This is a genomic window from Gymnodinialimonas mytili, assembly GCF_037544085.1.
GTDB classification, from domain to species: Bacteria; Pseudomonadota; Alphaproteobacteria; order Rhodobacterales; family Rhodobacteraceae; genus Gymnodinialimonas; species Gymnodinialimonas mytili.
Map to the genome: position 1 here is coordinate 245,970 of NZ_JBBIFW010000002.1, position 25,913 is coordinate 271,882.

30 protein-coding genes are annotated in these 25,913 nt (G+C 62.1%); 11 read left to right on the forward strand and 19 right to left on the reverse strand.

Going from position 1 to position 25,913, the window contains the following annotated elements:
* The first annotated feature begins 38 nt into the window (after positions 1 to 38).
* Together deoD and V8J82_RS10645 are read left to right on the forward strand one after the other, a co-directional pair.
* Complete coding sequence (gene deoD, locus V8J82_RS10640; RefSeq protein ID WP_339976026.1) at positions 39 to 743, forward strand: purine-nucleoside phosphorylase; 705 nt, start codon at positions 39 to 41, stop codon at positions 741 to 743.
* On the forward strand, positions 740 to 1,717 hold the full coding sequence (locus V8J82_RS10645; protein ID WP_339975075.1) for an aldo/keto reductase: 978 nt from the start codon (positions 740 to 742) through the stop codon (positions 1,715 to 1,717). Before deoD ends, V8J82_RS10645 begins: the two co-directional genes overlap by 4 nt.
* A gap of 236 nt (positions 1,718 to 1,953) precedes the next feature.
* On the opposite strand, the gene V8J82_RS10650 is transcribed toward V8J82_RS10645, so the two are convergent.
* The 18 genes from V8J82_RS10650 to V8J82_RS10735 all read right to left on the reverse strand — a co-directional run bounded on the left by V8J82_RS10650 (position 1,954) and on the right by V8J82_RS10735 (position 15,944).
* Entirely contained in the window at positions 1,954 to 2,811 is an 858-nt protein-coding gene (locus tag V8J82_RS10650; protein ID WP_339975077.1) for an urea carboxylase-associated family protein, read from the reverse strand.
* A complete protein-coding gene (gene creD / locus V8J82_RS10655) occupies positions 2,771 to 4,195 on the reverse strand; it encodes a cell envelope integrity protein CreD (RefSeq protein ID WP_339975079.1) in 1,425 nt (474 codons plus the stop codon). Before creD ends, V8J82_RS10650 begins: the two co-directional genes overlap by 41 nt.
* 84 nt (positions 4,196 to 4,279) lie before the next feature.
* Entirely contained in the window at positions 4,280 to 5,911 is a 1,632-nt protein-coding gene (locus V8J82_RS10660; RefSeq protein WP_339975081.1) for an FAD-binding dehydrogenase, read from the reverse strand.
* Between the two features lie 39 nt (positions 5,912 to 5,950).
* Positions 5,951 to 7,705 (reverse strand): FkbM family methyltransferase, encoded by a 1,755-nt coding sequence (locus V8J82_RS10665; RefSeq protein ID WP_339975083.1) that lies wholly within the window; start codon positions 7,703 to 7,705, stop codon positions 5,951 to 5,953.
* A gap of 160 nt (positions 7,706 to 7,865) precedes the next feature.
* Positions 7,866 to 8,645: a succinate dehydrogenase iron-sulfur subunit gene (locus V8J82_RS10670; RefSeq protein WP_339975085.1), complete on the reverse strand. Its 780-nt coding sequence runs from the start codon at positions 8,643 to 8,645 to the stop codon at positions 7,866 to 7,868.
* Between the two features lie 66 nt (positions 8,646 to 8,711).
* A complete protein-coding gene (locus tag V8J82_RS10675; protein ID WP_339975087.1) occupies positions 8,712 to 9,038 on the reverse strand; it encodes a hypothetical protein in 327 nt (108 codons plus the stop codon).
* Positions 9,035 to 9,373, reverse strand: coding sequence for a succinate dehydrogenase (locus V8J82_RS10680; RefSeq protein ID WP_339975089.1), 339 nt, complete (start codon positions 9,371 to 9,373; stop codon positions 9,035 to 9,037). Before V8J82_RS10680 ends, V8J82_RS10675 begins: the two co-directional genes overlap by 4 nt.
* Positions 9,370 to 9,648, reverse strand: coding sequence for a hypothetical protein (locus V8J82_RS10685; RefSeq protein ID WP_339975091.1), 279 nt, complete (start codon positions 9,646 to 9,648; stop codon positions 9,370 to 9,372). Before V8J82_RS10685 ends, V8J82_RS10680 begins: the two co-directional genes overlap by 4 nt.
* On the reverse strand, positions 9,645 to 9,926 hold the full coding sequence (locus tag V8J82_RS10690) for a hypothetical protein (RefSeq protein ID WP_339975093.1): 282 nt from the start codon (positions 9,924 to 9,926) through the stop codon (positions 9,645 to 9,647). The genes V8J82_RS10685 and V8J82_RS10690 overlap by 4 nt, the downstream gene beginning before the upstream one ends.
* A complete protein-coding gene (sdhA, locus tag V8J82_RS10695; RefSeq protein ID WP_439650055.1) occupies positions 9,926 to 11,746 on the reverse strand; it encodes a succinate dehydrogenase flavoprotein subunit in 1,821 nt (606 codons plus the stop codon). The genes V8J82_RS10690 and sdhA overlap by 1 nt, the downstream gene beginning before the upstream one ends.
* A gap of 9 nt (positions 11,747 to 11,755) precedes the next feature.
* Entirely contained in the window at positions 11,756 to 12,127 is a 372-nt protein-coding gene (locus V8J82_RS10700; RefSeq protein WP_339975095.1) for a succinate dehydrogenase, hydrophobic membrane anchor protein, read from the reverse strand.
* 10 nt (positions 12,128 to 12,137) lie between these two features.
* Positions 12,138 to 12,521, reverse strand: coding sequence for a succinate dehydrogenase, cytochrome b556 subunit (sdhC, locus tag V8J82_RS10705; protein WP_339975097.1), 384 nt, complete (start codon positions 12,519 to 12,521; stop codon positions 12,138 to 12,140).
* Positions 12,522 to 12,548: 27 nt separating this feature from the next.
* Entirely contained in the window at positions 12,549 to 12,695 is a 147-nt protein-coding gene (locus V8J82_RS10710; protein ID WP_339975099.1) for a hypothetical protein, read from the reverse strand.
* Positions 12,696 to 12,706: 11 nt separating this feature from the next.
* Positions 12,707 to 13,234, reverse strand: coding sequence for a hypothetical protein (locus tag V8J82_RS10715; RefSeq protein WP_339975101.1), 528 nt, complete (start codon positions 13,232 to 13,234; stop codon positions 12,707 to 12,709).
* Between the two features lie 57 nt (positions 13,235 to 13,291).
* On the reverse strand, positions 13,292 to 14,320 hold the full coding sequence (locus V8J82_RS10720; RefSeq protein ID WP_339975103.1) for a MaoC family dehydratase: 1,029 nt from the start codon (positions 14,318 to 14,320) through the stop codon (positions 13,292 to 13,294).
* The gene (locus V8J82_RS10725; protein ID WP_339975105.1) at positions 14,320 to 14,523 is read right to left on the reverse strand and encodes a DUF1737 domain-containing protein; all 204 of its coding nucleotides are present in this window, start codon (positions 14,521 to 14,523) and stop codon (positions 14,320 to 14,322) included. The genes V8J82_RS10720 and V8J82_RS10725 overlap by 1 nt, the downstream gene beginning before the upstream one ends.
* Positions 14,524 to 14,526: 3 nt before the next feature.
* Positions 14,527 to 15,078, reverse strand: coding sequence for an NnrU family protein (locus tag V8J82_RS10730; protein ID WP_339975107.1), 552 nt, complete (start codon positions 15,076 to 15,078; stop codon positions 14,527 to 14,529).
* A complete protein-coding gene (locus tag V8J82_RS10735; RefSeq protein WP_339975109.1) occupies positions 15,078 to 15,944 on the reverse strand; it encodes an HpcH/HpaI aldolase/citrate lyase family protein in 867 nt (288 codons plus the stop codon). Before V8J82_RS10735 ends, V8J82_RS10730 begins: the two co-directional genes overlap by 1 nt.
* Positions 15,945 to 16,212: 268 nt before the next feature.
* On the opposite strand from V8J82_RS10735, the gene V8J82_RS10740 reads away from it, so the two are divergent.
* Both V8J82_RS10740 and mdh read left to right on the forward strand, forming a co-directional pair.
* A complete protein-coding gene (locus V8J82_RS10740; protein WP_339975112.1) occupies positions 16,213 to 16,527 on the forward strand; it encodes a hypothetical protein in 315 nt (104 codons plus the stop codon).
* A gap of 110 nt (positions 16,528 to 16,637) precedes the next feature.
* Positions 16,638 to 17,600 (forward strand): malate dehydrogenase, encoded by a 963-nt coding sequence (mdh, locus tag V8J82_RS10745; protein ID WP_339975114.1) that lies wholly within the window; start codon positions 16,638 to 16,640, stop codon positions 17,598 to 17,600.
* A gap of 56 nt (positions 17,601 to 17,656) precedes the next feature.
* Here mdh and V8J82_RS10750 read toward each other — a convergent pair whose 3' ends face one another.
* Positions 17,657 to 18,454: an FkbM family methyltransferase gene (locus tag V8J82_RS10750; protein WP_339975116.1), complete on the reverse strand. Its 798-nt coding sequence runs from the start codon at positions 18,452 to 18,454 to the stop codon at positions 17,657 to 17,659.
* Between the two features lie 283 nt (positions 18,455 to 18,737).
* Here V8J82_RS10750 and sucC point away from each other — a divergent pair, with 283 nt between their 5' ends.
* The 7 genes from sucC to V8J82_RS10785 are packed head-to-tail and all read left to right on the forward strand — an operon-like array spanning position 18,738 to position 25,911.
* Entirely contained in the window at positions 18,738 to 19,931 is a 1,194-nt protein-coding gene (sucC, locus tag V8J82_RS10755) for an ADP-forming succinate--CoA ligase subunit beta (protein WP_339975118.1), read from the forward strand.
* Between the two features lie 4 nt (positions 19,932 to 19,935).
* On the forward strand, positions 19,936 to 20,370 hold the full coding sequence (locus tag V8J82_RS10760) for a hypothetical protein (RefSeq protein ID WP_339975120.1): 435 nt from the start codon (positions 19,936 to 19,938) through the stop codon (positions 20,368 to 20,370).
* On the forward strand, positions 20,370 to 20,912 hold the full coding sequence (locus V8J82_RS10765; protein WP_339975122.1) for a succinyl-CoA synthetase subunit beta: 543 nt from the start codon (positions 20,370 to 20,372) through the stop codon (positions 20,910 to 20,912). The genes V8J82_RS10760 and V8J82_RS10765 overlap by 1 nt, the downstream gene beginning before the upstream one ends.
* Positions 20,909 to 21,400, forward strand: a complete 492-nt coding sequence (locus tag V8J82_RS10770) for a hypothetical protein (RefSeq protein ID WP_339975124.1) — start codon at positions 20,909 to 20,911, stop codon at positions 21,398 to 21,400. The genes V8J82_RS10765 and V8J82_RS10770 overlap by 4 nt, the downstream gene beginning before the upstream one ends.
* Positions 21,401 to 21,419: 19 nt before the next feature.
* Positions 21,420 to 22,301, forward strand: a complete 882-nt coding sequence (sucD, locus tag V8J82_RS10775) for a succinate--CoA ligase subunit alpha (RefSeq protein WP_339975126.1) — start codon at positions 21,420 to 21,422, stop codon at positions 22,299 to 22,301.
* 5 nt (positions 22,302 to 22,306) lie between these two features.
* Positions 22,307 to 22,957 carry a hypothetical protein gene (locus V8J82_RS10780; RefSeq protein WP_339975128.1) on the forward strand — a complete coding sequence of 217 codons (651 nt, stop codon included), beginning with the start codon at positions 22,307 to 22,309 and terminating at the stop codon, positions 22,955 to 22,957.
* Positions 22,954 to 25,911, forward strand: coding sequence for a 2-oxoglutarate dehydrogenase E1 component (locus tag V8J82_RS10785; protein ID WP_339975130.1), 2,958 nt, complete (start codon positions 22,954 to 22,956; stop codon positions 25,909 to 25,911). The genes V8J82_RS10780 and V8J82_RS10785 overlap by 4 nt, the downstream gene beginning before the upstream one ends.
* Positions 25,912 to 25,913: the final 2 nt, after the last annotated feature.

Sequence of the window (25,913 nt, forward strand, 5' to 3'; positions counted from 1 at the left end):
CCTATCCAAATGGCACCACGCAGCATATGGGGGCGCAGATGACAGTTCATATCGGAGCAAAACCTGGCGATATTGCCGAGACGGTGTTGATGCCGGGGGACCCGATGCGCGCCAAATGGGCCGCAGAGACGTTCCTGGACGATGCGGTTTGTGTCAATGAGGTGCGGGGGATGCTGGGCTTTACCGGCACATGGCGCGGCAACCGCGTGACGATCCATGGCAGTGGCATGGGTATGCCCAGCCTGTCGATCTACGCCAATGAGTTGATCCGCGATTACGGCGCGAAGACCTTGATCCGCATCGGCTCGACCGGCGCGATGCAGCCGCAGGTCAAGCTGCGGGACGTGATCCTGGCGATGACCTGTTCGTCGATTTCGACGCCGTCATCGGGTATTTTCCGCGAGCTGAATTATGCGCCTTGTGCCGATTACGGCTTGCTGCAGGCGGCCTATGGTGCTGCGCAGGGGAAGGGTGCCGATATCCATGTCGGTGGGATCTACTCGGCGGACGTGTTCTATGATGAGCGTCCGGATTTGAACGAGCAGATGACCCGCCATGGCGTTCTGGCCGTGGAGATGGAGGCCGCGGAGCTTTATACTTTGGCGGCGCGTTATGGCTGCCGCGCTTTGGCGGTGCTGACGGTCTCGGATCATCTTCTTACAGAAGAAGCCTTGCCCTCCGCCGATCGACAATCGAGTTTTTCGGATATGGTCGAGATCGCGCTGGAAGCGGCCTTCGCATGAAACAGCGTCAATTGGCCGGGCACGATGTGGGTGCCGTTGGCTTGGGCTGCATGAGTTTTGGCGGGATCTACGGTGCAACCGATGAGGATGAAAGCTTCGCCTGTCTGCAAGCCGCGCTTGATCTGGGTGTGACCCATTGGGACGTGGCCGAGGTTTATGGCGATGGCGTCAGCGAAACGGTGATCGGGCGGTTCCTGGCCCAGACCGGCGCGCAGGTGACGCTGGCCACGAAAGGTGGGATCTATCGGCAGCCCGAGCGGCACTTTTCCAACGCGAAGGATCGGCTGCGCGCGTCGCTTGAAGGCTCGTTGACCCGGTTGGGGCGCGACCGGGTTGAGCTTTACTATGTCCATCGCCGGGACCACACGATTGAGGTCGAAACGGTGATGGAGACGATGGCGGGCTTTGTGGAAGAAGGTCTGATCGGGGCGGTCGGCTTCTCCGAGATCGCACCGTTTACCTTGCGCCGCGCCCATGTCGTCCATCCCGTGGCCGCCGTTCAGTCGGAATATTCGCTGTGGACGCGTCAGCCAGAGCTGGGAATGCTGCAGACCTGCGCGGAATTGGGTGTGGCGTTTGTAGCCTTCTCGCCCTTGGCGCGCGGGATGCTGAGCGATGCGTTTGCCGGGCGCGACAGCTTCCGCGACAATGATTTTCGTAAGGGGTCGCCGCGGTTCTCGGACCCGAATTATCAGGCCAATCTGGAGGCTATTGCGGGGTTCAAGGCGTTTTGTGCGGAGAAGGGATGGTCCACCGCTGCGACTGCGCTGGCCTGGGTTTTGGCGCAAGGCGATTACATTGTTCCGATCCCGGGAACACGCAGCGCGTCGCATCTGAGGGATCTTGCGGGTGCCGATGAGATTGCGTTGAGTGCTGCGGATCTTGCCGAGATTGAGCGGCTTTTGCCCGCTGGCTTTGCCCATGGCGCCCGATATGGGGGCGCGACCTGGCCTGGGATTGAGATTTACGGGTAAATCAGAATGTGAGGTTTGCCCCGCGATGGCAGGCCGTGGCTGACGGGGCGGAGCCGTCGCCAACCCTCCCACCCCGCCGTCTCCGCCCCGTCAGGCAATGCCGCGCGTTTGGATAAGAGCGTTCCGGTGGCCATTGGGCTGGTTAGCACAGCGACCCCGCACCGATGCGCGCAGCGCGAGGTGCCGGGTCCGCCGACGCGTTTGGCTTTGCCAAACAAGAAGGCGGAGGCCCCCGTCTACGCGCGACCGTGGGAGCGGTCGTAGGTGTTTGCGGGTGAGATACCTTGGTCTGCCGTATGGGCGGTGTCGAAGACCTCGATCTGCAGCGGATAGCAGGGTGTGACGTCCGAGGAATGCTCCGCCCCGCAATCGCCGCCGGGGCAGGCGCTAAGCGCGCCCAGCAGGTCGATCTCGGCGCGCAACTCAAGCACATCGCCGGGGCGGACCGGGCTTGCCTTCATGAAATACTGACCGGTGTCGCGCGTGAAGCCGGTGCACATGAAGACGTTCAGTACGTCATGAACGTGTCCCTCCGCTTCGTTCAGGGGCAGGCCTGTCGCATCGGCCAGGGCGCGTGTCAGGTTGGAATGGCAGCAATAATGGTACTGGTCACCGCTGTGCAGAAGCGCATTGGTATAGGGGTCGCAGCGTGTGCCGATCACATCGTGGACCGCCCCGCCAAAGGCATCGATGCCGTACCAATCCAAGCTGTCATGGGTGATCGTCGCCATGGCGCGCAGATGTGGCAGGCATGACCAGAGCACATCGCCCGCGGTCACATGGGTGCCGTGCAGCGCGCGGGTTTTGCCCGAGAAAAACCGCTCGGACAGGTCATGGGCGTTCCAGAGATTGAGATCACCGACCTGCGGCCCCTCGACCGAGGTGATGCGGATCGTCTGGCCCGCCCTGGCCTGGAACGTCGCCGCATCGCGGGGGGCGGCGATGGTCGTGGCAATCGGCCCCACCGGGATGGCGGGGCCGATCGCGACCGGGTCGGGCAGCGTTGCCGGATCGTAGCAGATCACCGGCGCCACCGCCCTGCGGGCCTCTGCATCAGGGGGCGGGGGACTGACTTTGGGGCGTCGGTTTGGCATTCTCTGGGGCCTTCTGCTGCGGATTGGTCCGCCGCAGCCCGCCGAAGAGCGTCTTCGACGGATCCCGGGGCGGGCCATACCAATCCTCGTTCCGTGTCAGATACATGGTGAGCGCCAGGGCCAGGAACGCAAGGGTCGATCCGGCCAACAGCGCATAATCGGCTGAGCGCAAGATCAGGTAGAGTACGCTATAAGTGATCGCCAGCATCAGCCCCAGGATCAGGCTGCGCTTGCCCAGCTTCAGCCCCACCGCGCCGAACAGCGTCAGAAGCGCCGTCGTCGCGCCCGCCGACAGCAGATAGGCCGCGCCAAAGCCGATCTGTTCGGCATAGGATACCATCAGCAGGACAAAGGTCGATTGCGCCAGGCCGATCAGGATATATTGCACCGGATGGACCGGCCGTTTCGTGCGGCCTTCGACCAGCAGAACGGTCAGGAAGGTCAGACCAATGAACAGCAGGCCGTAGCGGGCTGCACGATAGGCTTTCTGATAAAAGTCGTTGGGCTGAAAGAAGCGCAGGCCGAAGGCCGACTGGTTGCGGGCGGTCTGGTCGTGATCTTCGCGTGAGGCTTGCGGCAAGGCGCGGGCGAGGTGTGGGATCTGCCAAGTGGCGGTGAACCCGGTCTCATCAATCACATGTTCGCTGGGCAGAAAGGCCCCATAAAAGCTGGGATGCGGCCAGTCAGAGGTGATCGTCACGGTGGAGTTGCGGCCCATCGGCGTGGCGCGCAGATCCGCGGCGCCATTGAAGCCTAGGGTCAGCGCGTAGCTGTCGTGATCGCGCGGATCGCCCAAATTGGCGATGACCCCCGCGATCCCGTCCGAGCGCGGCTCGAGCGCGATGGCCAGGTTGTCTGCCAACAAGCTGGCCTCACCCCGCAGCGCACGGTTTTGCGACACCGTCGCCCGCAATTGGGCCAGATCCCACAGGATCGTTTCCTGCGGGTTCAACTGGCCCTCGGCGGTCTCAAGGTCATAGGAAAACGCCATCTGCGCCGTGGCCTGGAAGACCGGCACGTTGAACAGACCGCGCGACCGGATCTCTGTCTCGGTCGCGATGTCGAGGGTAAAGGTCTCGGGCATCAGATAGATCGATCCGGTGCGTTGGACGCGTGTGACCAGGCGACTGTCGGTTCGGGTTTCGCCGGTATCGGGGTCGGTGATCTCGACCTGTTGCGAGACCTGCACCGGGCCTTGCACCGGCACGATCAGGATGGGCCCCGACAGCAACTGCGCGCCGCCCCATTCATCGCCGACCTCGTCCAATGTGCGATCGGCCAGGCGCGACCGCTCCTGCACGATATTGGAAACAGAAAAGACCGGAATCGCCATCAAAAGGGCCAACAGGCCCACAATTAAGAAACGGGTTCCAAGACCACGCATAATACCCTCCTACGGATTATCTGAGAGGGTTCTAGCGCCGCCGCCATCGCCACATGTGCAGGAGATGTGCAGATTTTCAGGTGTTTACAGGGTCTCGCCCAGCACTTTGCCCGAGAAGATGCAGCCGCCCAGAAATGTGCCCTCTAGCGCGTTGTGGCCGTGATAGCCGCCGCCGCCGAACCCGGCCGCCTCACCCGCCGCGAAAAGGCCGGGCAAGGGAGTGCCGTCCGCCCGGAGGCATTGCCCTGTCAGGTCCGTATGCAGCCCGCCGAGCGATTTGCGCGTGATGATGTTGAGCCGCACCGCGATCAGCGGGCCATGGGCGGGATCGAGGATGCGATGCGGTTTGGCGGCGCGGATCAGCTTGTCGCCGATATATTTGCGGGTCGCGCGCATCGCGTTGATCTGTGCATCTTTGGAAACCTTGTTGGTTAGTTGCGCATCGCGCGCCTCGATCTGAGACCGGATGCGGGCGAGGTCGAGCGGCGCCTGCGGGGTGATTTTGTTCATGCCCGCGATCAGCGTGTCCAGATCCTGGGCGACCACAAAATCCTCGCCCTTCTCCTTGAACGCCTCGACCGCCGCGGTGGCGCCTTTGCCCAGCCGTTCGCGCAGGACGGCGGACCATTTGCCCGAGGTCAGATCGGGGTTCTGTTCGCTGCCCGACAGCGCAAACTCTTTCTCGATGATCGATTGGGTCAGGATGAACCAGGAATGGTCGTGGCCGGTTTGCAGGATGCGTTTCAGGGTGCTGGTCGTGTCAAAGCCTGGGAAACAGGGCGCCTCCAGCCTTGTGCCCTCGGCATCGAACCACATCGATGAGGGGCCGGGCAGGATGCGGATGCCGTGATTGGGCCAGATCGGATCCCAATTCCGCAAGCCCTCGGTATAGTGCCACATCCGGTCGCCGTTGATCGCGGCGGCGCCGGAGGCTTGAGCGACCTGCGCCATCTGCCCGTCCACATAATCGGGCACGCCCGAGACCATATGGATCGGGGGTGGCCCCAGCCGGTCGCGCGGCCAGGCGGCGCGGACCAGATCGTGATTGCCGCCGATCCCGCCGCTGGTCACGGCGACCGTACCGGCGGTGAAGGCAAAGGCGCCGGTGACCTCGCGGTTGGTGGAGGCCCCGCGCACGGCATCGTCATCGGCCAGAACCTCGCCTGTCACGCCGGTGACAGCGCCGTTTGTGAGGGTCAAATCGGTGACGCGGTGGCGGAAGTGCAAGGTGATGTTGGGATGGGCGCGCACCCGGTCGGCATAGGGCGTTACGAGGCCGGTGCCGGTGCCCCAGGTAACATGGAAGCGGGGGATGGAATTGCCGTGACCATTGGCATGGGCGCCGCCGCGTTCGGCCCAGCCGACAATGGGAAACCAGCGCAGACCCAGATCATGGAGATAGCCGCGCATGGGACCGGCAGCAAAGTCCAGATAGGCTTCGGCCCATTGCCGCGGGATCGCATCTTCGGGCCGGTCGAATTGCGCCGAACCGTACCAATCCGCCGCCGCCAGATCGCGGCTGTCGCGCAGGCCCAGGCGCCGCTGTTCGGGGGTGTCGACCATGAAGAGGCCACCAAGGCTCCACCAGGCTTGCCCGCCCAGGCTTTGCGGCCCCTCCATATCCACCAGCGCGACCTGACGGCCCCGTTCGGCGGCGTGAAACGCGGCGACCAGACCGGACAGCCCCGCACCAATGATGATCGTGTCGTAATTCATGCATTTATCCTATGCGATCCGGTCTGGAAAACCATCCGCTCATGGATCACGGATCCATGTGTCGACGCCGCGGCGGCAATAATCCGGCACCTGCCGGAGGCCCGCCGCTTTCAGGGCTGCGCGGCAGGCGCGCATCCCCGCGCGCTCATAGATACCGCGATGCAGTTCCACAACGATGGCGCGAAACGGGGACAGATCGGCGCTTTGCAGAAAGGGCAGTTCAGCCCCTTCGATATCCATCAACAAGGCGGTCGGGTGAAATTCTGCCACGATATCAGACAATTGGACCGTCGAAACCTGAGCGATCTGCGCCGTGGGCAAGGGGATGTCCGATCCATTCGCAAGCTTTGAGCCAAGATAATCCTCGGCGATTGCGAAGGGCAGGGTGGTCGGCGCATCGGGATCGGCGACCAGGACAGCGTGGCGCGCCTCGGCCCGATTGGAAAGGTTGTTTCGCGCGTAGAGCGCCTGGGCGACGGGCACCATCCGGGGATTGGCCTCGAAGCTGAGCAGTGCCTCGACCTGGCAATTCACAGCAACGGTGGTGCCGACGATGCCTGCGCCTGCGCCCAGTTCCAGAACCCTGTCGCTTGGACCAAAATGCGCAAGCGCATTGCGCACCTCTTGGCGTTCATAGAACCCATCGCGCAGCGAGCGGATCTTGCGCGTATTGAGATGGGGGCCATCGGGGATCTCGATCCCCCAGAACCGCGATAGGGCGGGTGGAGAGGGCAGTGCCACATCGCGCTCGACCGGGATATAGCCCATCTGCGTGGCGCTGGCGGCGGCCTCGGCAGGTGTCGGCAGGCCGAGATCTTCGGGTGTGTCGCCCTCTTGGGTCGCACCATAACCGCGCAATGCCTCGAACAGATGCCGCGCATCCAGCTCCCCATCGCTCTGGGAGGTCGGCCTGTCCGCCCGTTTCGGGCGCCAATCGCGCAGCACCGCATCGAACACTTTCAAATCGGTCTCGGCAAAGCTGCGCAATTGCCGTTCGCCCACGGCTTTGCCATCCTGCGGCAGGCGACGTTGAATGCTGGCGACGGTTTGATCAGTCTCGGCGACCAGGCCAAAGAGATGCAGGGCGGAGCCGTCGTCGAAGATCAGCCGCCGCGCCCCACGATAGAGCGCCAATTGATCATGGGCGTTGAGTTTTTGCGGATGCACGACATGATAGCCGCGCCGCGCAAGGAAATCGGCGAGGTTCGTATCCCCAATGATCCGGCCCTTCTTTTGCGGGTTCAGATCGGCGCGGGACACATAGATGCATTTCGGTGCATCCGGATTGGGGGCGGGCCAGGCCCGGCTTTTGATGAAGGCGCGGAAGGCGGCGGTGCCGGTTTCCAATTGCGCGGTGCCAAAGCCCTGTTCAGGCACGATCAGACGTTCCACACGGGTTGGACGGGTCAGGACCTCTCGCGGGATATCCGGCGCGATGATATCCAGCACTTCGCGTTGAAACCGGGTTTCCGAGCGTTGCTTGTCCGCCGGTCCCTTGGGCACGAACAGGACGGAGGCCAGATCGTCATGCTGGCTGTGCAAGGGCCATAGCCGCGACAGGCTTTCCACAAGGAAATGCCCGAAATGCCAGGACATGATCCCGCCGAACAAGTGGGTTCCGGCCAGTTCGGCCTCGGGCTCAACGGGGATTGGCGGTTCGAACAGAGGCGCATCCATGCGCCAGATGATGCTTTCAGGTACAAATGCGCCGCTGGCATCCAGCACACCCAGACCGTCCGAGCGTTTCTGGCCGGGCACGATCAGGGCGTTCTCGATTGTCACATAATGGCCCATTGCGTGCCCTGCCCCCCTTGGCCGCATCGATGGGCGCCACGCGTGTTGCGGACCCGCGCTTCAGACGGCGTGATCAAGTGGCATGCAGGAACGGGAATCTGTCAAGCAGACCGCCCCGGCCATGCCAGAAACGCCCGTTCTGTTGCAGGTGAGTGCCGCTTTAGAGCTGCCGTTCGACCATCATTTTTTTGATCGATGCGATCGCCTTGGCCGGGTTCAGGCCTTTGGGGCAGGTCTTAGTGCAGTTCATGATCGTGTGACAGCGGTAGAGCTTGAACGGGTCTTCCAGCTCATCCAAGCGCTCTCCAGTGGCTTCATCGCGGCTGTCGATGATCCAGCGATAGGCGTGCAGCAGCGCGGCTGGCCCCAGATACCGGTCGCCGTTCCACCAATAGGACGGGCAGGAGGTCGAGCAACAGGCGCACATGACGCATTCATAGAGACCGTCAAGCTTTTCGCGGTCTTCCACGGATTGCTTCCACTCCTTCTCGGGGCGGCGGGTCTTGGTTTCCAACCACGGCATGATCGAGGCATGCTGGGCGTAGAAATGCGTCAGGTCGGGGATCAGGTCCTTGACCACGGGCATATGGGGCAGGGGATAGATCTTCACATCGCCCTTAACCTCATCCATGCCGTAGATACAGGCCAGCGTGTTGATCCCGTCGATATTCATCGCGCAGGATCCGCAAATCCCCTCGCGGCAGGATCGGCGGAAGGTCAGCGTCGGGTCGATCTCGTTCTTGATCTTGATCAGCGCGTCCAGAACCATCGGCCCGCAGGTATCCATATCGACCCAATAGGTGTCGACCGAGGGGTTTTTGCCGTCATCGGGGTTCCAGCGGTAGATCTGGAACTTGCGCAGATTGGTGGCGCCTTCGGGCTTGGGCCAGGTTTTCCCCGTGGTGATGCGAGAATTCTTGGGGAGTGCGAGTTCAACCATGGTTGGGCTCCTTGCAGGATTTAGCTGCGCGCCGGTCTGGGGGCGCGGAAATGGCTGGGCGGTGGATCAAAACGAATCCCCGCCGATGGAAATCGCGAAGGTCGGACGGCGCGGCGGGCCGTCATCGCCGTTCAGGCGGCGGGTGACGCAGTTGCGCCGGGCCTCGTCTTCGGATTGTGGGTTGAAGATATCGTTTGTCACGGTCAGCGAGCCGGTGGCGCCAAACCCTTCCGATCCGCCGCCGACCCCGACCCGCCCGGCGAACCCGTCGGCCAGGCGCGCCTCGTCCGCGCATAGCCGCTGTGCGCGGGCCATTGTCATCGGCTGCGGTGGGCCGCACGCCGCGAGCGCCGCGAGCGCCGCGACAAGCAGGGGAAGCGCGCGCAGGATCATCCGGCAAGTCCCCGGAAGGATGTGTCGAAGTAAGCGCCTGCGGTGCAGCGGATCGTGTCGCGCCGCTCCAGAATGCCGGTGATCGTATTGCTGGCCGCAGAGGTATTGCCGACGGCATAACCGCCCGCGATGGTCACGATCTCACTGGCCGAGGCGTTGTCGATCACGCAATCGGTCAGAGCCTGCACATCGACACCGGGCGCGCGGCGGGCGATCTCGGAATTGACGACAAGGCGCGCCTGGTCCCGCGCGACCTGATCGGCCGCCCCTTGGACGTTGCCGACGCAGGCGGACAGGCCAAAGGCAACACAAGGGAGAAGGAGATACCGGATCATTCGGCCTGACCCCTCTGGATTGTACACATGGCGGTTTCAACGGGCACAAACGCGAGGACGACCGATACCTCAGAGGCCGATTGCGCCTGGGCCAGGGTGGCCAGGTCATCCTCCGCCAAGCAATCGATCCATGCCAGCGCCTGTGCGATATTCTCTGCCTCGGACAGATCAGCATGCTTGTTGTGGGTCAGCAGATTGTCCAAGGCGCGGTCTTGGTCGCTTTGGGCCGCGGCCGGTCCCGCCAGCAGCAGGATCAAGGGAAGCGCGCGTATCATTGGGACATTGCCAGAAGCGCGCACAGCTCGGCTCCCTCGGGATCTGCCATGGCGTTGATGATCTGCTCACGTTCCGTATCGTCATCGGCCTCGATCAGGGATGTCACCTGCTGATCGGTCAGCCGGTCCATGAAGCAGGGCACCATATCCATGGCCATCGTCTCCGGAATGCCCTGCGACGTCATCTCGGTCATGAGCATGCCGACCAATATCTCCCGTTCGGTCAGCGCCGATGCAGCGCCGCCCGCGACAACAAGGCAGATGAGCAACCAGCGCATCAATAGACCCGCGCCTTTGGCTTGATCTTGTCCAGATCGATGCCGCCTTCGTTGTGACCCATCAGCGGGTTCAAATGCACCGGGCGGTAATCCAGATCGACCTTGTCGTTGTCGACGACGGCCAACGTGTGGACGCGCCAGTTTTCATCGTCACGGTCGGGATAATCCTCGTGTGCATGGGCGCCACGGCTTTCCTTGCGCGCCTCGGCCCCGGCGATGGTGGCCAGCGCGTTGGGCATCAGGTTGGTCAGCTCCAGCGTTTCCATCAGGTCCGAGTTCCAGATCAGCGACCGGTCGGTCACGGCCAGATCATCCAGCTTGCCCGCCACCCCGGTCATCTTCTCCAAACCCTCGGCGAGCGTCTTGTCGGTGCGGAACACGGCGGCATCGGCCTGCATGGTCTTCTGCATTTCAAGCCGCAGCTCGGCGGTCGGCGTGCCACCATCAGCATAACGGATGCTGTCGAAGCGGTTCAGGGCTTTGTCAATCTCGGCCTTTGGGACATCGGGATTGGTGGCCTCGGGGTCCACAACCTCGGCCGCCTTGATCGCGGCGGCGCGGCCAAAGACCACGAGGTCAATCAGGCTGTTCGAGCCCAGGCGGTTCGCCCCATGGACCGAGGCGCATCCCGCCTCGCCCACGGCCATCAGGCCAGGCACGATGCGGTCGGGATCGTCTTGCGTCGGGTTCAGCACCTCACCCCAATAATTCGTCGGAATGCCGCCCATGTTGTAGTGCACTGTGGGCAGAACCGGGATCGGTTCCTTGGTCAGGTCCACGCCCGCAAAGATCCGGGCGCTTTCCGAGATCCCAGGCAGGCGCAGGTTCAGCGTTTCGGGCGGAAGGTGGTTCAGGTGCAGGTGAATGTGGTCGCCATTCTCGCCCACACCGCGGCCTTCGCGGATTTCCATTGTCATGCAGCGGCTGACCACGTCGCGCGAGGCGAGGTCTTTGTAGGTGGGCGCATAACGCTCCATAAACCGCTCGCCTTCGGAATTGGTCAGATAGCCGCCTTCGCCGCGCGCGCCTTCGGTGATCAGACAGCCAGCACCGTAGATGCCGGTGGGGTGGAACTGCACGAATTCCATATCCTGGAGCGGCAGGCCCGCACGCGCCACCATCCCACCTCCATCCCCGGTGCAGGTATGGGCAGACGTCGCGCTGAAATAGGCACGACCATAGCCGCCCGTGGCCAGCACGCACATCTTGGAATGGAACACGTGAATCGTGCCGTCGTCGAGCTTCCAGGCCACGACGCCGACGCATTCGCCGTCATCGTTCATCAGAAGATCGGTCGCGAAATACTCGATGAAGAATTCCGCGTCGTTCTTGAGCGATTGGCCGTAGAGCGTGTGCAGGATCGCGTGGCCCGTGCGGTCAGCGGCGGCGCAGGTGCGCTGCACTGGAGGGCCTTCGCCGAACTCGGTCGTGTGGCCGCCGAAGGGGCGCTGGTAGATCTTGCCTTCTTCGGTGCGGGAAAACGGCACGCCGTAGTGTTCCAACTCGTAGACGGCCTTGGGCGCCTCGCGGGCGAGGTATTCCATCGCGTCGGTATCACCCAGCCAGTCCGAGCCTTTCACGGTGTCGTACATATGCCAGTGCCAGTGGTCCGGGCCCATATTCCCCAGGCTGGCTGCGATGCCACCCTGGGCCGCAACCGTGTGCGAGCGGGTCGGGAACACCTTGGACACGCAAGCTGTTTTCAGGCCCTGTTCGGCCATACCCAGCGTTGCGCGTAGGCCAGAGCCACCGGCGCCCACGACGACAACATCATAGGTGTGGTGGGTCACGTCATAGGCGGTGGAGGACATGTCTTTCATTTCAAACCCTCACAAAGCAATTTGCATCAAGGCCACCAGCCCGCCAGCGGCGAGCCCGTAGCTGAGAATGGTCGTCACAATGATCGCGATCTTGCGGGTCAGCCCGCCCGTATAATCTTCGACCAACACCTGCATGCCGTAGCGCAGGTGGTGCATCCCGACGACAAGATAGGCCGCGACAATCGCAGCGGGGATCGGGCGACCAAGGGTCGCAATAACATCGTCATATGCGGCGCCCAGAAGCGGGCCGATCACACCCAGAAAGAAGGGTGTCAGGACCAGCAGCGCAACCGAGGTCACCGTCATGGTCCAGTGTTGCGCTGTGCCACCGCGGGCGGAGCCCAGGCCAGTGACGCGTTTGCGGTCTGTTACAAATGCCATCATCCGCCCCTTAAATCGCAATCAACGTGAGGAAGGTCAGCGCGACAGACCCGATGATCATGCCCCAGCCCATGCGGTCGGCGGTTTCCATGTCCAGCCCGCGCCCCGTATCCCAGATCAGGTGACGCAGCCCGCCAAGCGCGTGATACCAGAGGCCCAAAACGCTGAGTGTCATCACGATATCGCCCAGGACGCTGGTGATCAGCCCATCGACGGTCGTGAAGTATTCGGCGCCGGACGCAGCGGCCATCAGCCACCAGACGACCAGCATGGCCGAGATCAGCATCGCGTTGCCGGTGATCCGCACGAGGATCGAGGTCATGGAGTTCAGCTGTGGACGATAGATCGTCAGATGCGGTGAGAGCGGGCGGTTGCCTCGGTTCACGTCGGCCATGGCTGGAGTCCCCCTTAGGTTGAGCCGTCAGGTCTGGCGGATGCCGGTCGTTTCATTATCAATAGCAAGTTTCGCGCCGCTGTCACGGGCGCGTGCCTTCAAAATACCGACAATTGTGGGGCTTAACGCCGCAGAAAGGTTAAGTGTGATCACAAGATTTAATGCTGTGATCACAAAATTCTGCGTTATGGACAGGTGACTTGGAAACGGCCGAGGGGCTCTGGGTCGCGGGTAGGGCCGACAAAGGCGAGAATGCAGGAGTCGTCGGGTCCGAGCGCCGTTTGCCATCCACTATTTGTGATCACACGCTCGCCTTCGAACCATAGAACCGCGTTGGGCGGCGTGTTGTTCCAGCCATTGAAGGTGATCCGGGTGAAGCTGCCATCGGACAGGCGCAATTCGACGGATTCGCCCGGCGCCGCATCGGCCATGCCGCCCAGGGCCAGCACCTCATCACTGGACAAGGCGTTGAGATTGCGCGCCAGTAGCCCGGCCACGGGTTGCGCGGCCTCGGCCACCTGAGCCTGCACCTCAGGCGCTGTGAGGTCGACATTGCCCGCTTCGATGGCCTCTCGGATGCCGTTCAAGGCCGCCACCACGCCATCGGCGCTGTCTATCGGGCCGGGCTGTGCCAATTGCCAGACCGCGGCGGCGGCCGCCACGGCGCCACTGGCCCCGCCGAGCATGGTGCCCGCATTGATCCATTTCGACATATGTGTCCCCCAGTTTGGGACAGATTTGCCCAAGGCAAGGGACTTGGCAAGGGCCGCCTAGGTCGGGATCAACGCCCAATAATCAAGGTCGAGCAGCACGTCGGGTAGGTATTTTCCATCGTCGCCGCGCAGCGCACCGGCCTCACCTTTCGTCGCGACCAGGCGCAGCCGCAGGGCGCCGACCCCGGGCGTTTCGGTTTCGGCTTTGTCCAACACCTCGGACCAGGCGCGGATCGTGTCACCCGCCATGGCTGGATTGGCGTGGGAGCCCGCATTGATCGCCGCGATCAACTGCGCATTGCCCAGCCCGTTGAACGACAGCGCGCGCGCCATTGAAATGATATGCCCGCCATAGATCAGGCGGTTGCCGTCGGGCCGCGCGGTCACGTCGAAATGCACCTTCGCCGTGTTCTGCCACAGGCGCGTGGCCATCATGTGTTCGGGATCGGTCAGGGTGACGCCGTCGACATGGTCGATGATCTCGCCCACCTGATAATCGCCCCAGCGATGCGGTTCCCCGGCGGCGGTGAAATCGTAGGCGGCCCAATCGAGCCCCTCGGGCACGTAGAGGTCGGCGGCGGGCACGGTGGGGGCCAGTTCTGGTACCACCGGATCGGGCGCGGGCGCATCGGCATCGCGTTTGCGCACCATCACCCAGCGCACATAGTCCAGCACCGGGCGGTCGCCATTGGCATAGCCCTTGGTGCGCACCCAGACGATCCCGGTCTTGCCGTTGGAGTTTTGCTTCAGGCCAATGATCTCAGAGGTCGAGCGGATCGTATCCCCGGACTCAACGCGGCTAAGGAACCGCCCCTCGCCATAGCCCAGATTGGCGACGGCATTCAGCGAGATATCGGGGACCGTTTTGCCGAAGACGGTGTGAAACGTGATCAGATCGTCCAGCGGCGGATTCTTGAACCCAAGCTGCGAGGCGAAATCCCACGACGATTGCAGGGCGAAGCGCGGGCCATAGAGCGATTGATACATCGCCACATCCCCGTCATGCAGGGTGCGTGGCGTGGCATGGTCCAGCACTTGGCCGACGCGGTAATCCTCGAAGAAATAGCCTTGATTGGTCTTGGTCATTATTGTTGGCCCAGCTTCATGTCGGGGGAATAGGGGGTGTCGATATCCTTGGTGACGGCCTGGGCGCAGCGCATCACACCACGGGCGCTGTCAAAGGCCATGGTCGGATCGCCATGCAGCACCCAGCCCTTGGACAGCGCCTCGGACACTTTATGGCAAAAGGCCGAGGTGTCATCCTCGGTCAGCAGGCGGTAGATCTGCACGGTCTATCCCCAGGGCACAACGCCGAGCCAGTAATGGATCAGCATGACGACAATGGTGGCCACGATGGCGGCGACAATGGCGGTGACCTCTTTCTTGATCGGGGCGGGGTGGGGCGGCTCCCAAGGAACGCCGGCGCGTTTCAGGACAATCACCTCGACCACGGCCCAAGCCAGCAGGCCGCCGAACAGAACGAAGGAGGGCACATCGCCGTTCACCAGCAGGTGGGACGCTGCCCAGATCTTGAACGCCGTCAGCTGCGGGTTCTTCACCACCCGGGTGATGCGGGTTTTCGGGCCCGATGAAGCGAAGAGATAGAAGGCCAGCAGCATCAGCAGGTTGTTGATGCCGACCAGGGCGGGCGAGCGGCCCCAGAAAAACGCGCCCTCCGCGCCGCGATAGCCGAGTGTCATCAGAACGATCGCCAAAACCAGCAGACCGGTGACGATCCCCTTGCCGGGGTCGCCGAACCTGGCGCGGGATTCGGGCGCTACACGTTTCCACAGATGCGCCCCCCACCACAGGGCGACACCTGCGATCAGCGCAAGCCAGGCCATCATGCGGCCTCCAGCGCGGCAATGGCGTCAGCCTTGGCCAGGGTCGCCTCGGCGGTGACGATATGCAGATTTTCCACGATGCGCCCATCGACCACGGCCACGCCTTCGCCCTTGGCATTGGCGTCGCGCCAGGCGTCGATCTGGCGGCGGGCCAGGTCAATCTCAGCCTCGGACGGCGCGAAGGCGGCATTGGCGATGGCCAATTGAGCGGGGTGGATCAGGGTTTTGCCGTCAAAGCCGAAATCGCGACCTTCGGTGCATTCAGCGCGCAATCCGTCCTCGTCCTTGAAGGCATTGTAAACGCCGTCGATGCAGACCAACCCATGGGCGCGGGCGGCCAGCAGGCAAATTTGAAGCGAGGTGACCATCGCAGCGCGATTGCGCGCGTTCAGGTCTTTGGCCAGATCATTTGTGCCCATCACAAAGCCCGCCATCCGCGGGGCTGCGGCGATCTCGGCGGCGTTCAAGATGCCGAGCGGCGTTTCCATCATCGCCCAAATCTGGGTCTCAGAGGTGTCGGGCCGAGCGTCCAGTCGTGCGGCGAGATCCGCGATATCCTGTGCGCTGTTCACTTTCGGCAACAGCACCGCTTGCGGCGCGGCGGCGGCGATGACGTCCAGATCGTCGGCGCCCCATTCCGTATCGAACCCGTTGATCCGCACAATCTGCGCCCGTGGTCCGAACCCGCCCTGTGTCAGCGCGGCGGCCAATGTCACCCGCGCGGCCGCCTTTTCATCGACCGCGACGGCATCTTCGAGGTCGAAGATGATGGCGTCGGTCGCCAGGCCTTTGGCTTTTTCCAGCGCGCGTTCGCGCGAGGCCGGGATGTACAGAACCGAGCGATAGGGGCGGGCGGTCAAAGACATGGGCGGGCTCATTGGGTGGCTTGCGGTTGCGCCGGACTTTAGGCCAAGCGACGGGCCAAGGGCAATGCTGCGGCGCAGAATTTGGCCCCGTTGCGACAATTGCGAAACCTCCGAACGGTGAAGCCTGAGAATTCACCTAAAATTAAAGGATAAGGCGCAGGCTGGTCGGATCACGGTGCCGCGAAGCGCGTCGGATCGGAGGAATGTCTTGTCACGGAACCGGGCCCGCACTGGATCGCGGCGGCCTGACTGAGGAAAGGACAAAGACATGAAAGGTATCTTGATTTCACTTGCCCTGGCCACCGGGTTGAGCGTTGCAGCACCCGTCAACGCCCAGGGCTTTGGGCCCCGCATGTTGTGTGCGGAACGCGATACGGTGGTGGCCGCCTTGACCGGACGCTATGGCGAACAGGTCCACGGTATGGGCCTGGCCCCACATAATCGGATCATGGAATTCTATGTGTCCGAGGAGACCGGGACCTGGACGATTATTGTGACGATGGCCGATGGCCGGGCCTGTCTGATGGCCTCGGGGGAGCATTTTGAAACCCATTCTCCACAACCTGTGGGCGAAGATCTGTAGGCTGTTTCGCGGGCCTTGAGGCTATCGGTCGCGCAGCGCGCCCTTGCGCGCCGCGGGCCGTGGCGCTACCCCTCCGCCGGACAAAACACCGGACCGAGGACCTAAATAATATGGCCAGACCGAAGATTGCGCTGATCGGCGCGGGACAAATCGGGGGCACGCTCGCCCACCTTGCCGCCCTTAAAGAACTGGGCGATGTCATCCTGTTCGACATTGCCGAAGGCGTGCCACAGGGCAAAGCGCTCGACATTGCAGAATCGGGCCCGTCTGAGAAATTCGATGCCAAGCTGAAGGGCACCAACGATTATGCCGATATCGCCGGCGCGGATGTGTGCATCGTCACCGCCGGTGTACCGCGCAAGCCGGGCATGAGCCGCGATGACCTGCTGGGCATCAACCTGAAAGTCATGAAATCGGTCGGCGAAGGCATCCGCGACAACGCGCCGAATGCCTTTGTGATCTGTATCACCAACCCGCTGGATGCGATGGTCTGGGCGCTGCGCGAGTTTTCGGGTCTGCCCCATGAGAAGGTCTGCGGCATGGCCGGTGTGCTCGACAGCGCGCGGTTCCGCCATTTCCTGGCCGAAGAATTCGACGTGTCGATGAAGGATGTCACCGCCTTTGTGCTGGGTGGCCATGGCGACACGATGGTGCCCTCGGTGCGTTATTCCACGGTGGCCGGTATTCCGCTGCCTGATCTGGTCGAGATGGGCTGGACCACGCAGGAGAAACTCGATGCCATCGTTCAGCGCACCCGGGATGGCGGCGCCGAGATCGTGGGTCTGCTGAAAACCGGCTCGGCTTTCTATGCGCCTGCCACATCGGCCATCGAAATGGCTGAAGCCTACCTGAAAGACCAAAAACGGGTTCTGCCCTGCGCGGCCTATTGTGACGGCCAACTGGGGCTGAAGGGCATGTATGTCGGCGTACCCACCGTGATCGGCAAAGGTGGGATCGAGCGCATTGTCGACGTGAAGCTCAGCAAGGATGAGCAGGCGATGTTCGACAATTCCGTCGATGCGGTCAAAGGTCTGGTCGATGCCTGCAAGGCAATCGATGAGACGCTGGGCTGACAACACCCAATCGTTTTAGTTTGGCCCGTCCCCTCTGGGGCGGGCTTTTTCATGTGTTAGGGCTTCGCCAGCGTCGCACCCAATTCCACGAGCGTTGTCACGACCCCCTCCGTCGCAAGGCTGGGGTGCAGAACGGCGGTGTCCTGTCCGACACGGGCGGGCTTGTAGCCTTCATCCAAAAACCGGCTCATCAAAGCGCGATTGGCCTGACGTGCCAAATGTTTATGTTCATACCAGATTAAGCGTGGCGCGGCTTTGGACAGGTCGAAGCTATCGAACACCTCGATTTCATGGCCTTCGACATCGACGATCAGCATGTCGATCCGGGTGATCTTCTCGCGCCGCAAGACAGTGCGCAGGGGATCAAGCTGAACCGTTTCGGTGCAGATATGCGCGTCGGCCTCGGCGCTATGTCGCATCATGTGGTCCAGCAGAAGCTTTCGGTTCAGGCTGGCGCATCCCGCGATCGAAAAAGGATAGGCGGCGCGGTGGGCCTCATCGACGCGAAACAGGGTCAGCTTTTCTTTCTTCGCCGATACGCCGAGGTTGCGAATGATCATATCTGGGCGATCCGGATAGAGTGCGCAAAGCTGATCGTAATAAATGGCTGAGGGTTCCAACAGCAAACCGCTCCATCTATGCGCGATGGTGCGGTCGCAGAGCGGGTCACCCAATACGCCGTCATGGGCCCCAACCTGGACGTAGAACGGGCGCTTCCCGGCGGCCTGGGCGGTCTGTTCGACCAGATCTAACAAAAGCGGCAAGATTGCAGACCGCCGCCGCCGCATCTGGCGCTTTTCGGCGCGCTGCATCGCCGCGCGTTCCTCTGCAATTGATGTGGCGGTGTCAGTCATGGCGATCTCGGTTCATACCTATCGCTATGGGGCGTGGCGCGAGCGGGTTTGTAAATGGCCCCCGCGCGTTTCCGGCTCCGGCGCGGTGCGCCGGTCACAGTGAGGCGTTTGCAGGTGAGTCGCCGGACAGGTGCAGCTAATTTGTGATCACACGTTTTTGGAGTGTGATCACAAATGTCGCTTTTTCCGCTGAAACACTGCATTTGTTGGAAAAAAGCGTTCCACTTCATCTGTAAGTTGTGTTTAGCAAGGATCAATCAGACCTCAAAGACGGACCAGATCCATGAACATCCATGAGTATCAGGCGAAAGCCCTTCTTCGGCAATATGGCGCCCCAGTTTCCGATGGACGCGTGGTGTTGAAGGCCGAAGATGCCAAGACCGCCGCCGGTGAGATGGATGGGCCGCTGTGGGTCGTGAAGGCGCAGATCCACGCTGGTGGCCGCGGGAAGGGCACCTTTAAGGAGGCCGACGCCGGTGAGGCGGGCGGTGTGCGTCTGGCCAAATCCGTGGAAGAGGCTGCCGATGAAGCCAAGAAGATGCTGGGCCGCACGCTGGTTACCAAGCAGACCGGTGAGGTCGGCAAACAGGTCAACCGGATCTACATCGAAGACGGCTCGGGTATCGAGACCGAGATGTATCTGGCGCTGCTGGTGGATCGCCAGACCAGCCGCGTATCTTTCGTGGCCTCCACCGAAGGCGGCATGGATATCGAAGAGGTCGCCGAAAGCACGCCTGAGAAGATCCTGAGCTTCAGCGTCGATCCCGCCACCGGGTACCAGCCCTATCACGGCCGCCGCATCGCGTTTAACCTCGGCCTGGAAGGGCAGCAGGTGAAGCAGTGCGTGAAGCTGATGGGCCAGCTTTACACCATGTTTGTCGAGAAAGACATGGAGATGCTGGAGATCAACCCGCTGATCGTGACCGACAAAGGCGATCTGAAATGCCTGGACGCGAAGATGGGCTTCGATGGCAATGCCGTCTATCGCCATGCCGATATCGCCGCCTTGCGCGACGAGACGGAGGAAGACCCCAAAGAACTCGCCGCATCGAAATTCGACCTGAACTACATCGCGCTGGATGGTGAGATCGGCTGCATGGTCAACGGCGCGGGCCTGGCCATGGCGACGATGGACATCATCAAGCTTTACGGGGCCGAGCCTGCGAACTTCCTCGATGTGGGGGGCGGTGCGACCAAGGAAAAAGTGACCGAAGCCTTCAAGATCATCACCTCCGACTCGAATGTGAAGGGCATCCTGGTGAACATCTTTGGCGGCATCATGCGCTGTGACATCATCGCCGAGGGCGTAATCGCGGCGGTGAAGGAAGTCGGTCTGGAAGTGCCGCTGGTCGTGCGCCTTGAGGGCACGAATGTCGAGAAGGGCAAAGAGATCATCAACACCTCCGGCCTTGCCGTCATCGCCGCCGATGATCTGAAAGACGGCGCCGAAAAGATCGTGAAGGCGGTGAAGGGGTAAGCTCGTGCGCCTAGCCGCAACCCGATCGCTGCTGCTGGCGGCCGTCTTTTGGGGCGGCACCGCGGCGAGCGCGATACCGGAAGCGCCGCGCGTCGGTGCGGTGATCGGGCAAACCGCGATCTATGCGCAGCTATATGCCGAGATTTGTGTCGAGACCGAGACGCAAGACGCGGCGCAAGAGTTGATGCGCGAGGAGGGGATGGTCGAAGATCCTGAGACGGGGACCTTTTTCCACCAGCATTACGATTTGTCGTTCAATCCCTCCGGGAAACGCTGTGCGATGGTGTTTCGGTCGGAAGAAGCGCCGGAGACCGTGACCGCGGCGCTGTCTGATGCGCTGGCCGCACAGGTCGATGAGCGGATGACAGAGCTGCAGATCGATCCGCGACCGGGCAATGATGGTTTGTATATCCTGACCAGCCGAGAGGTGGATTGGTGATGCAGTTGGGACGGACGGCGCTCATGGTATTCCACGTGGCCGCAGCGTTTGCGTTGCTGCTGGTGGCGGCGACCCGTGTTTCTGGCGGTACGCATTCAATTGCCGAAGACGCGACCAGCGCCTTTGCGGCCCATTGCTTCAGCCCGTTCCTGACAGCCGCGTTGGCACGGGAAAGGCTCGCCTCGACTGGCGCGCGGGTGGACTTCTACGACCTCGACCCGTTTTCCAACGCCGAACCGTCGCCGGTAATCGGGCGCGCGGCCACCGTAGGAACCGACCGCCGGTGCGAGATCGCCTTTGATGGCGATCACACGGAACTCGCGGCCAGCGCAGCTCTTGCCGGGTTGCAGATCGAAGGGATCGAGACCGAGGCGCCTCTGCCCGACCGCTATCGCGCGACCGAGGGCACGGCCCTGCTGGGCGCGCGCCAGTTGAACCCGCGCCGGATCGCCGTGGTCCATGTCGGCACGCGGCCTGGCCCAAACGGGATCGAGACCTTCATGTTTGTTGAGCGGCTGATGCCGTTGGAGCCTGTCGAATGATCGGTCGTGCGGCCTTGATCTGCGCCCTCAGCGCTGGTGTGGCTTCGGCCCAGACAGCCGATGAGGTTCAGGCCGCCGCGACCAATATGTGGCTTGCCGTGTCCACCTGTTTCGAACATGCGCGATCGTTGAACACGCTTGTCCCGGGCTTTGAGGCCGCTGGGTTCTCCATTGGCACGGATCTGGACGCGACGACCTTCCAAGCCTTTGGTGTCATGGGATATCTGAACCCGACCCATCCGAATTTCTTCTGCAGTCTGCAATCCGAGATTGTGCCATTTGCTGTCGCGCAGCAGGTGGTTGCGGACAATTTGGCCGCCGCCTTTCCCAATGCACAGATCGGGGCGGCGGAGCCATCCATCGACAATCTCGGCTGCCCGATGCGCGCCGTAACGCTCGACGGCGAGACCTACGATCTTCTCTTTCTCAATGCTGGCAATGGGATCGTCTGTAGCGCGCCCGACACCAGCGCCATCCTGTTTCAATAGACCACCCGAAGGACCGACCATGGCCGTACTCGTCGATGAAAATACCAAAGTGATCTGCCAGGGCTTCACCGGCTCGCAGGGCACGTTCCATTCGGAGCAGGCCATCGCCTACGGCACCAAGATGGTCGGCGGCGTGACGCCGGGCAAAGGCGGGATGACCCATCTGGATCTGCCGGTGTTCAACTCGGTCCACGAGGCCAAAGCCATGACGGAGGCGAACGCCTCGGTGATCTACGTGCCGCCGCCTTTCGCCGCGGATTCGATCCTGGAAGCCATCGATGCCGAGATGGAGCTGATCTGCTGCATCACCGAAGGCATTCCGGTGCTCGACATGATGAAGGTGAAGCGCGCGCTGGAAGGCTCATCGAGCATCCTGATCGGGCCGAACTGCCCCGGCATTATCACGCCCGACGCCTGCAAGATCGGCATCATGCCTGGCCATATCCACAAGCGCGGCTCCGTCGGCGTCGTCAGCCGCTCGGGCACGCTGACCTATGAGGCCGTGAAACAGACGACCGATGTGGGCCTGGGCCAGTCGACCTGTGTGGGCATCGGCGGCGACCCGATCAAGGGGACGGAACATCTGGATGTGCTGGAATGGTTCCTGGCCGATGACGAGACGCAATCGATCATCATGATCGGTGAGATCGGCGGCTCGGCCGAGGAAGAGGCCGCGCAGTTCCTCGCCGATGAGAAGAAGAAGGGCCGCTGGAAGCCGACCGCCGGGTTCATCGCGGGCCGCACGGCGCCTCCGGGCCGCCGTATGGGCCATGCCGGCGCGATTGTGGCTGGCGGCAAAGGCGGCGCGGACGACAAGATCGAAGCCATGCGCTCCGCCGGGATCGTGGTGGCCGACAGCCCCGCGACCTTGGGTGAGGCGGTGCTGGAAGCGATCGGATAGCCGATATGGCGGGCCGGAAAACATTGCCGATTGCTTTGTTCTGGGCGGCTGCATCTGCCCTGACCGGCCTACCTGTCTTCGCTCAGCCCGAAGATAGCGCGGTTTCGGCGGCGTTGGCGCTTTGCGCTGACTTGCCCGAAGAGACACAGACAGCGCGCGACACACTTCAGGCAAACGGTTGGCAGGCGTCGGAGAGCGCGACTCTGGTTGCGCTCTTCAATGCAATCGCGGCCTTCAATTTCGATGCCTCCGATCTTAGCTATACATTCCAAAATGCAGGTTTCATGGCGGGATCGGTCTTGGGAAATTCTGCGCTTGGCCCTGATCAAATCGGGATGACATTTGAAACCTATACCACCGCGGCCATAGGCATCGCAGAAGGTGAAGCTTATTGCGTTCTCACCGGACCCAACCAACTGTTGAGCGCCTTGGAGCAACTCGACTTTAATCGCGAAACGCAAACCTCGTCGGGCGTTGTCACACGGCTGACGGGCGCCTTGGCCGGTGGTCACCGGGTATCAGCCGTCGAGTTCGATCTTGCAGCACTTGATCTGATGCTGGCCGAATCTGAGCTTCCGGCTGACCAGGTCAGCCGTATTCAATCATATCTCTCACCTGTCATAGTTCACATAGTCTCACCGGAGGTCCCTCAATGACCGACCAATCCCCCAACGACCTGTTCCATGCCTCCTCCTTCATGCAGGGGCACAATGCGGAATATCTCGAACAGATGTATGCGCGATACGCCCAGGACCCGGCGGCGGTGGATGCGGGCTGGGCCGAGTTCTTCCAGGCGCTGGGGGATACGCCCGCCGATGCCCAGGCCGAAGCGCAGGGGCCAAGCTGGGCGCGCAGTGATTGGCCGCCGATGCCGGGTGATGATTTGACTGCTGCGCTGACCGGCGAATGGCCCGCCCCCGCCGAGGCGAAGGAGGCAGGTAAGAAGATCGCCGCCAAGGCCGAGGAAAAGGGCATCGAGCTGACCGATGATCAGATCCAGCGTGCCGTGTTGGACTCGATCCGCGCGCTCATGATCATCCGTGCCTACCGGATCCGGGGGCATCTGGTGGCCGATCTGGATCCGCTGGGGATGCGCGACCAGACCCCGCACCCGGAATTGGACCCGAAAAGTTATGGCTTCACCGATGCCGATATGGATCGCCCGATCTTCATCGACAACGTGTTGGGGCTGCAGACCGCGTCGATGCGGCAGATCGTCGAGATCGTGCGGCGGACCTATTGCGGCACCTTCGCCCTGCAATACATGCATATTTCCGATCCGGTTCAGGCCAGCTGGCTGAAAGAGCGGATCGAAGGCTTCGGTAAGGAAATCGCCTTCACCCGTGAAGGGCGCAAGGCGATCCTGTCAAAGCTGGTCGAGGCCGAGGGGTTCGAGAAATTCCTGCACGTCAAGTATATGGGCACGAAACGCTTCGGTCTTGATGGCGGCGAGAGCCTCGTCCCCGCGATGGAGCAGATCATCAAGCGCGGCGGCGCGCTGGGTGTGAAGGATATCGTGGTTGGCATGCCGCATCGCGGGCGCCTGTCGGTGCTGGCCAATGTGATGGCCAAGCCCTATCGCGCGATTTTCAATGAATTTCAGGGCGGCAGCTTCAAGCCCGAGGATGTCGACGGGTCGGGCGACGTGAAGTACCACCTCGGCGCGTCGTCGGATCGGGAATTCGACGGCAATACCGTACACCTATCGCTGACCGCGAACCCCTCGCACCTTGAAGCGGTGAACCCCGTGGTTCTGGGCAAGGCCCGCGCCAAGCAGGACCAGCACGGCGATACCGACCGCACCAGTGTGTTGCCGATCCTTCTGCATGGCGACGCGGCCTTTGCGGGCCAGGGCGTTGTGGCCGAGTGCTTCGGCCTTTCGGGTCTGCGTGGGCACCGGACGGGCGGCACGATCCATATCGTGGTAAACAACCAGATCGGCTTTACCACCGCGCCGCATTTTAGCCGCTCCTCACCCTATCCGACGGATATCGCGCTGATGGTCGAGGCGCCGATTTTCCACGTGAATGGCGATGATCCCGAGGCCGTGGTCCATGCCGCGAAAGTGGCCACCGAATTCCGCCAGATGTTCCACAAAGATGTGGTCATCGACATCTTCTGCTATCGCCGGTTCGGCCATAACGAGGGCGACGAGCCCATGTTCACGAACCCGATCATGTATAAGAAGATCAAGACCCAGAAGACGACCTTACAGCTTTATACCGAGCGTCTGGTCAAGGACGGTCTGATCCCCGAAGGCGAGATCGAGGACATGAAGGCCGCCTTCCAGGCTTATCTGAACGAGGAATTCGAGGCCGGGAAGGATTATAAACCCAACAAGGCCGATTGGCTCGACGGGCGGTGGAGCCATCTGGACCGCGAGGGGGAAGATTACGAACGCGGCCAGACCTCGATCAAACCTGAGACGCTGGAACAGGTTGGCGCCGCGCTGACCACGGCGCCGGAGAATTTCACCCTGCACAAAACCGTGGGCCGTCTGCTCGACACGAAGAAAAAGATGTTCGAGACGGGCGAAGGCTTCGATTGGGCCACGGCTGAGGCGCTGGCCTTTGGTAGTTTGTTGACCGAGGGCTATCCGGTGCGTCTCGCTGGGCAAGATTCCACCCGCGGCACGTTCAGCCAACGGCATTCGGGCCTTGTCGATCAAGCCACCGAGGATCGCTATTATCCGCTGAACCATGTCCGTGAGGGGCAGGCGAAATATGAAGTCATCGACTCGATGCTGTCGGAATATGCGGTGCTGGGATTTGAGTATGGCTATTCGCTGGCCGAACCCAATGCCTTGGTCCTGTGGGAGGCGCAGTTCGGCGATTTCGCCAATGGCGCGCAGATCATGTTCGACCAGTTCATCTCGTCGGGCGAGCGCAAATGGCTGCGGATGAGCGGGTTGGTCATGTTGCTGCCCCATGGGTTCGAAGGGCAGGGGCCGGAGCACAGCTCGGCCCGGTTGGAACGGTTCCTGCAAATGAGCGCGGAAGACAATTGGATTGTCGCCAATTGCACGACGCCTGCCAATTACTTCCACATCCTGCGCCGCCAGATCCACCGCGATTTCCGCAAGCCCCTGGTGCTGATGACGCCGAAATCACTGCTGCGGCACAAGCTGGCGGTCAGCAATGCGGAGGATTTCACCACCGGGTCCAGTTTCCACCGGGTGTTGTGGGACGATGCCCAGATGGGCCATTCCGAGACCGAGTTGAAGCCCGACGACAAGATCAAACAGGTCGTGATCTGCTCGGGCAAGGTCTATTACGATCTTCTGGAAGAGCGCGATGCGCGCGGGATCGACGATGTCTATATCCTGCGCCTGGAGCAATTCTATCCCTTCCCGGCCCTGGCCCTAACCAAGGAATTGGAACGATTCAAGCAGGCCAAGATCGTCTGGTGTCAGGAAGAGCCCAAGAACCAGGGCGGCTGGTCGTTTATCGAGCCGAACCTGGAATGGGTGCTGACCCGGATCAAAGCCAAATACAAGCGACCCCGTTACTCGGGCCGCAACGCTTCGGCTTCGCCTGCGACGGGCCTGGCCTCCGCCCATAAATCCCAACAAACAGCGCTGGTAAACGACGCGCTGACCATCGAAGGGTAAGA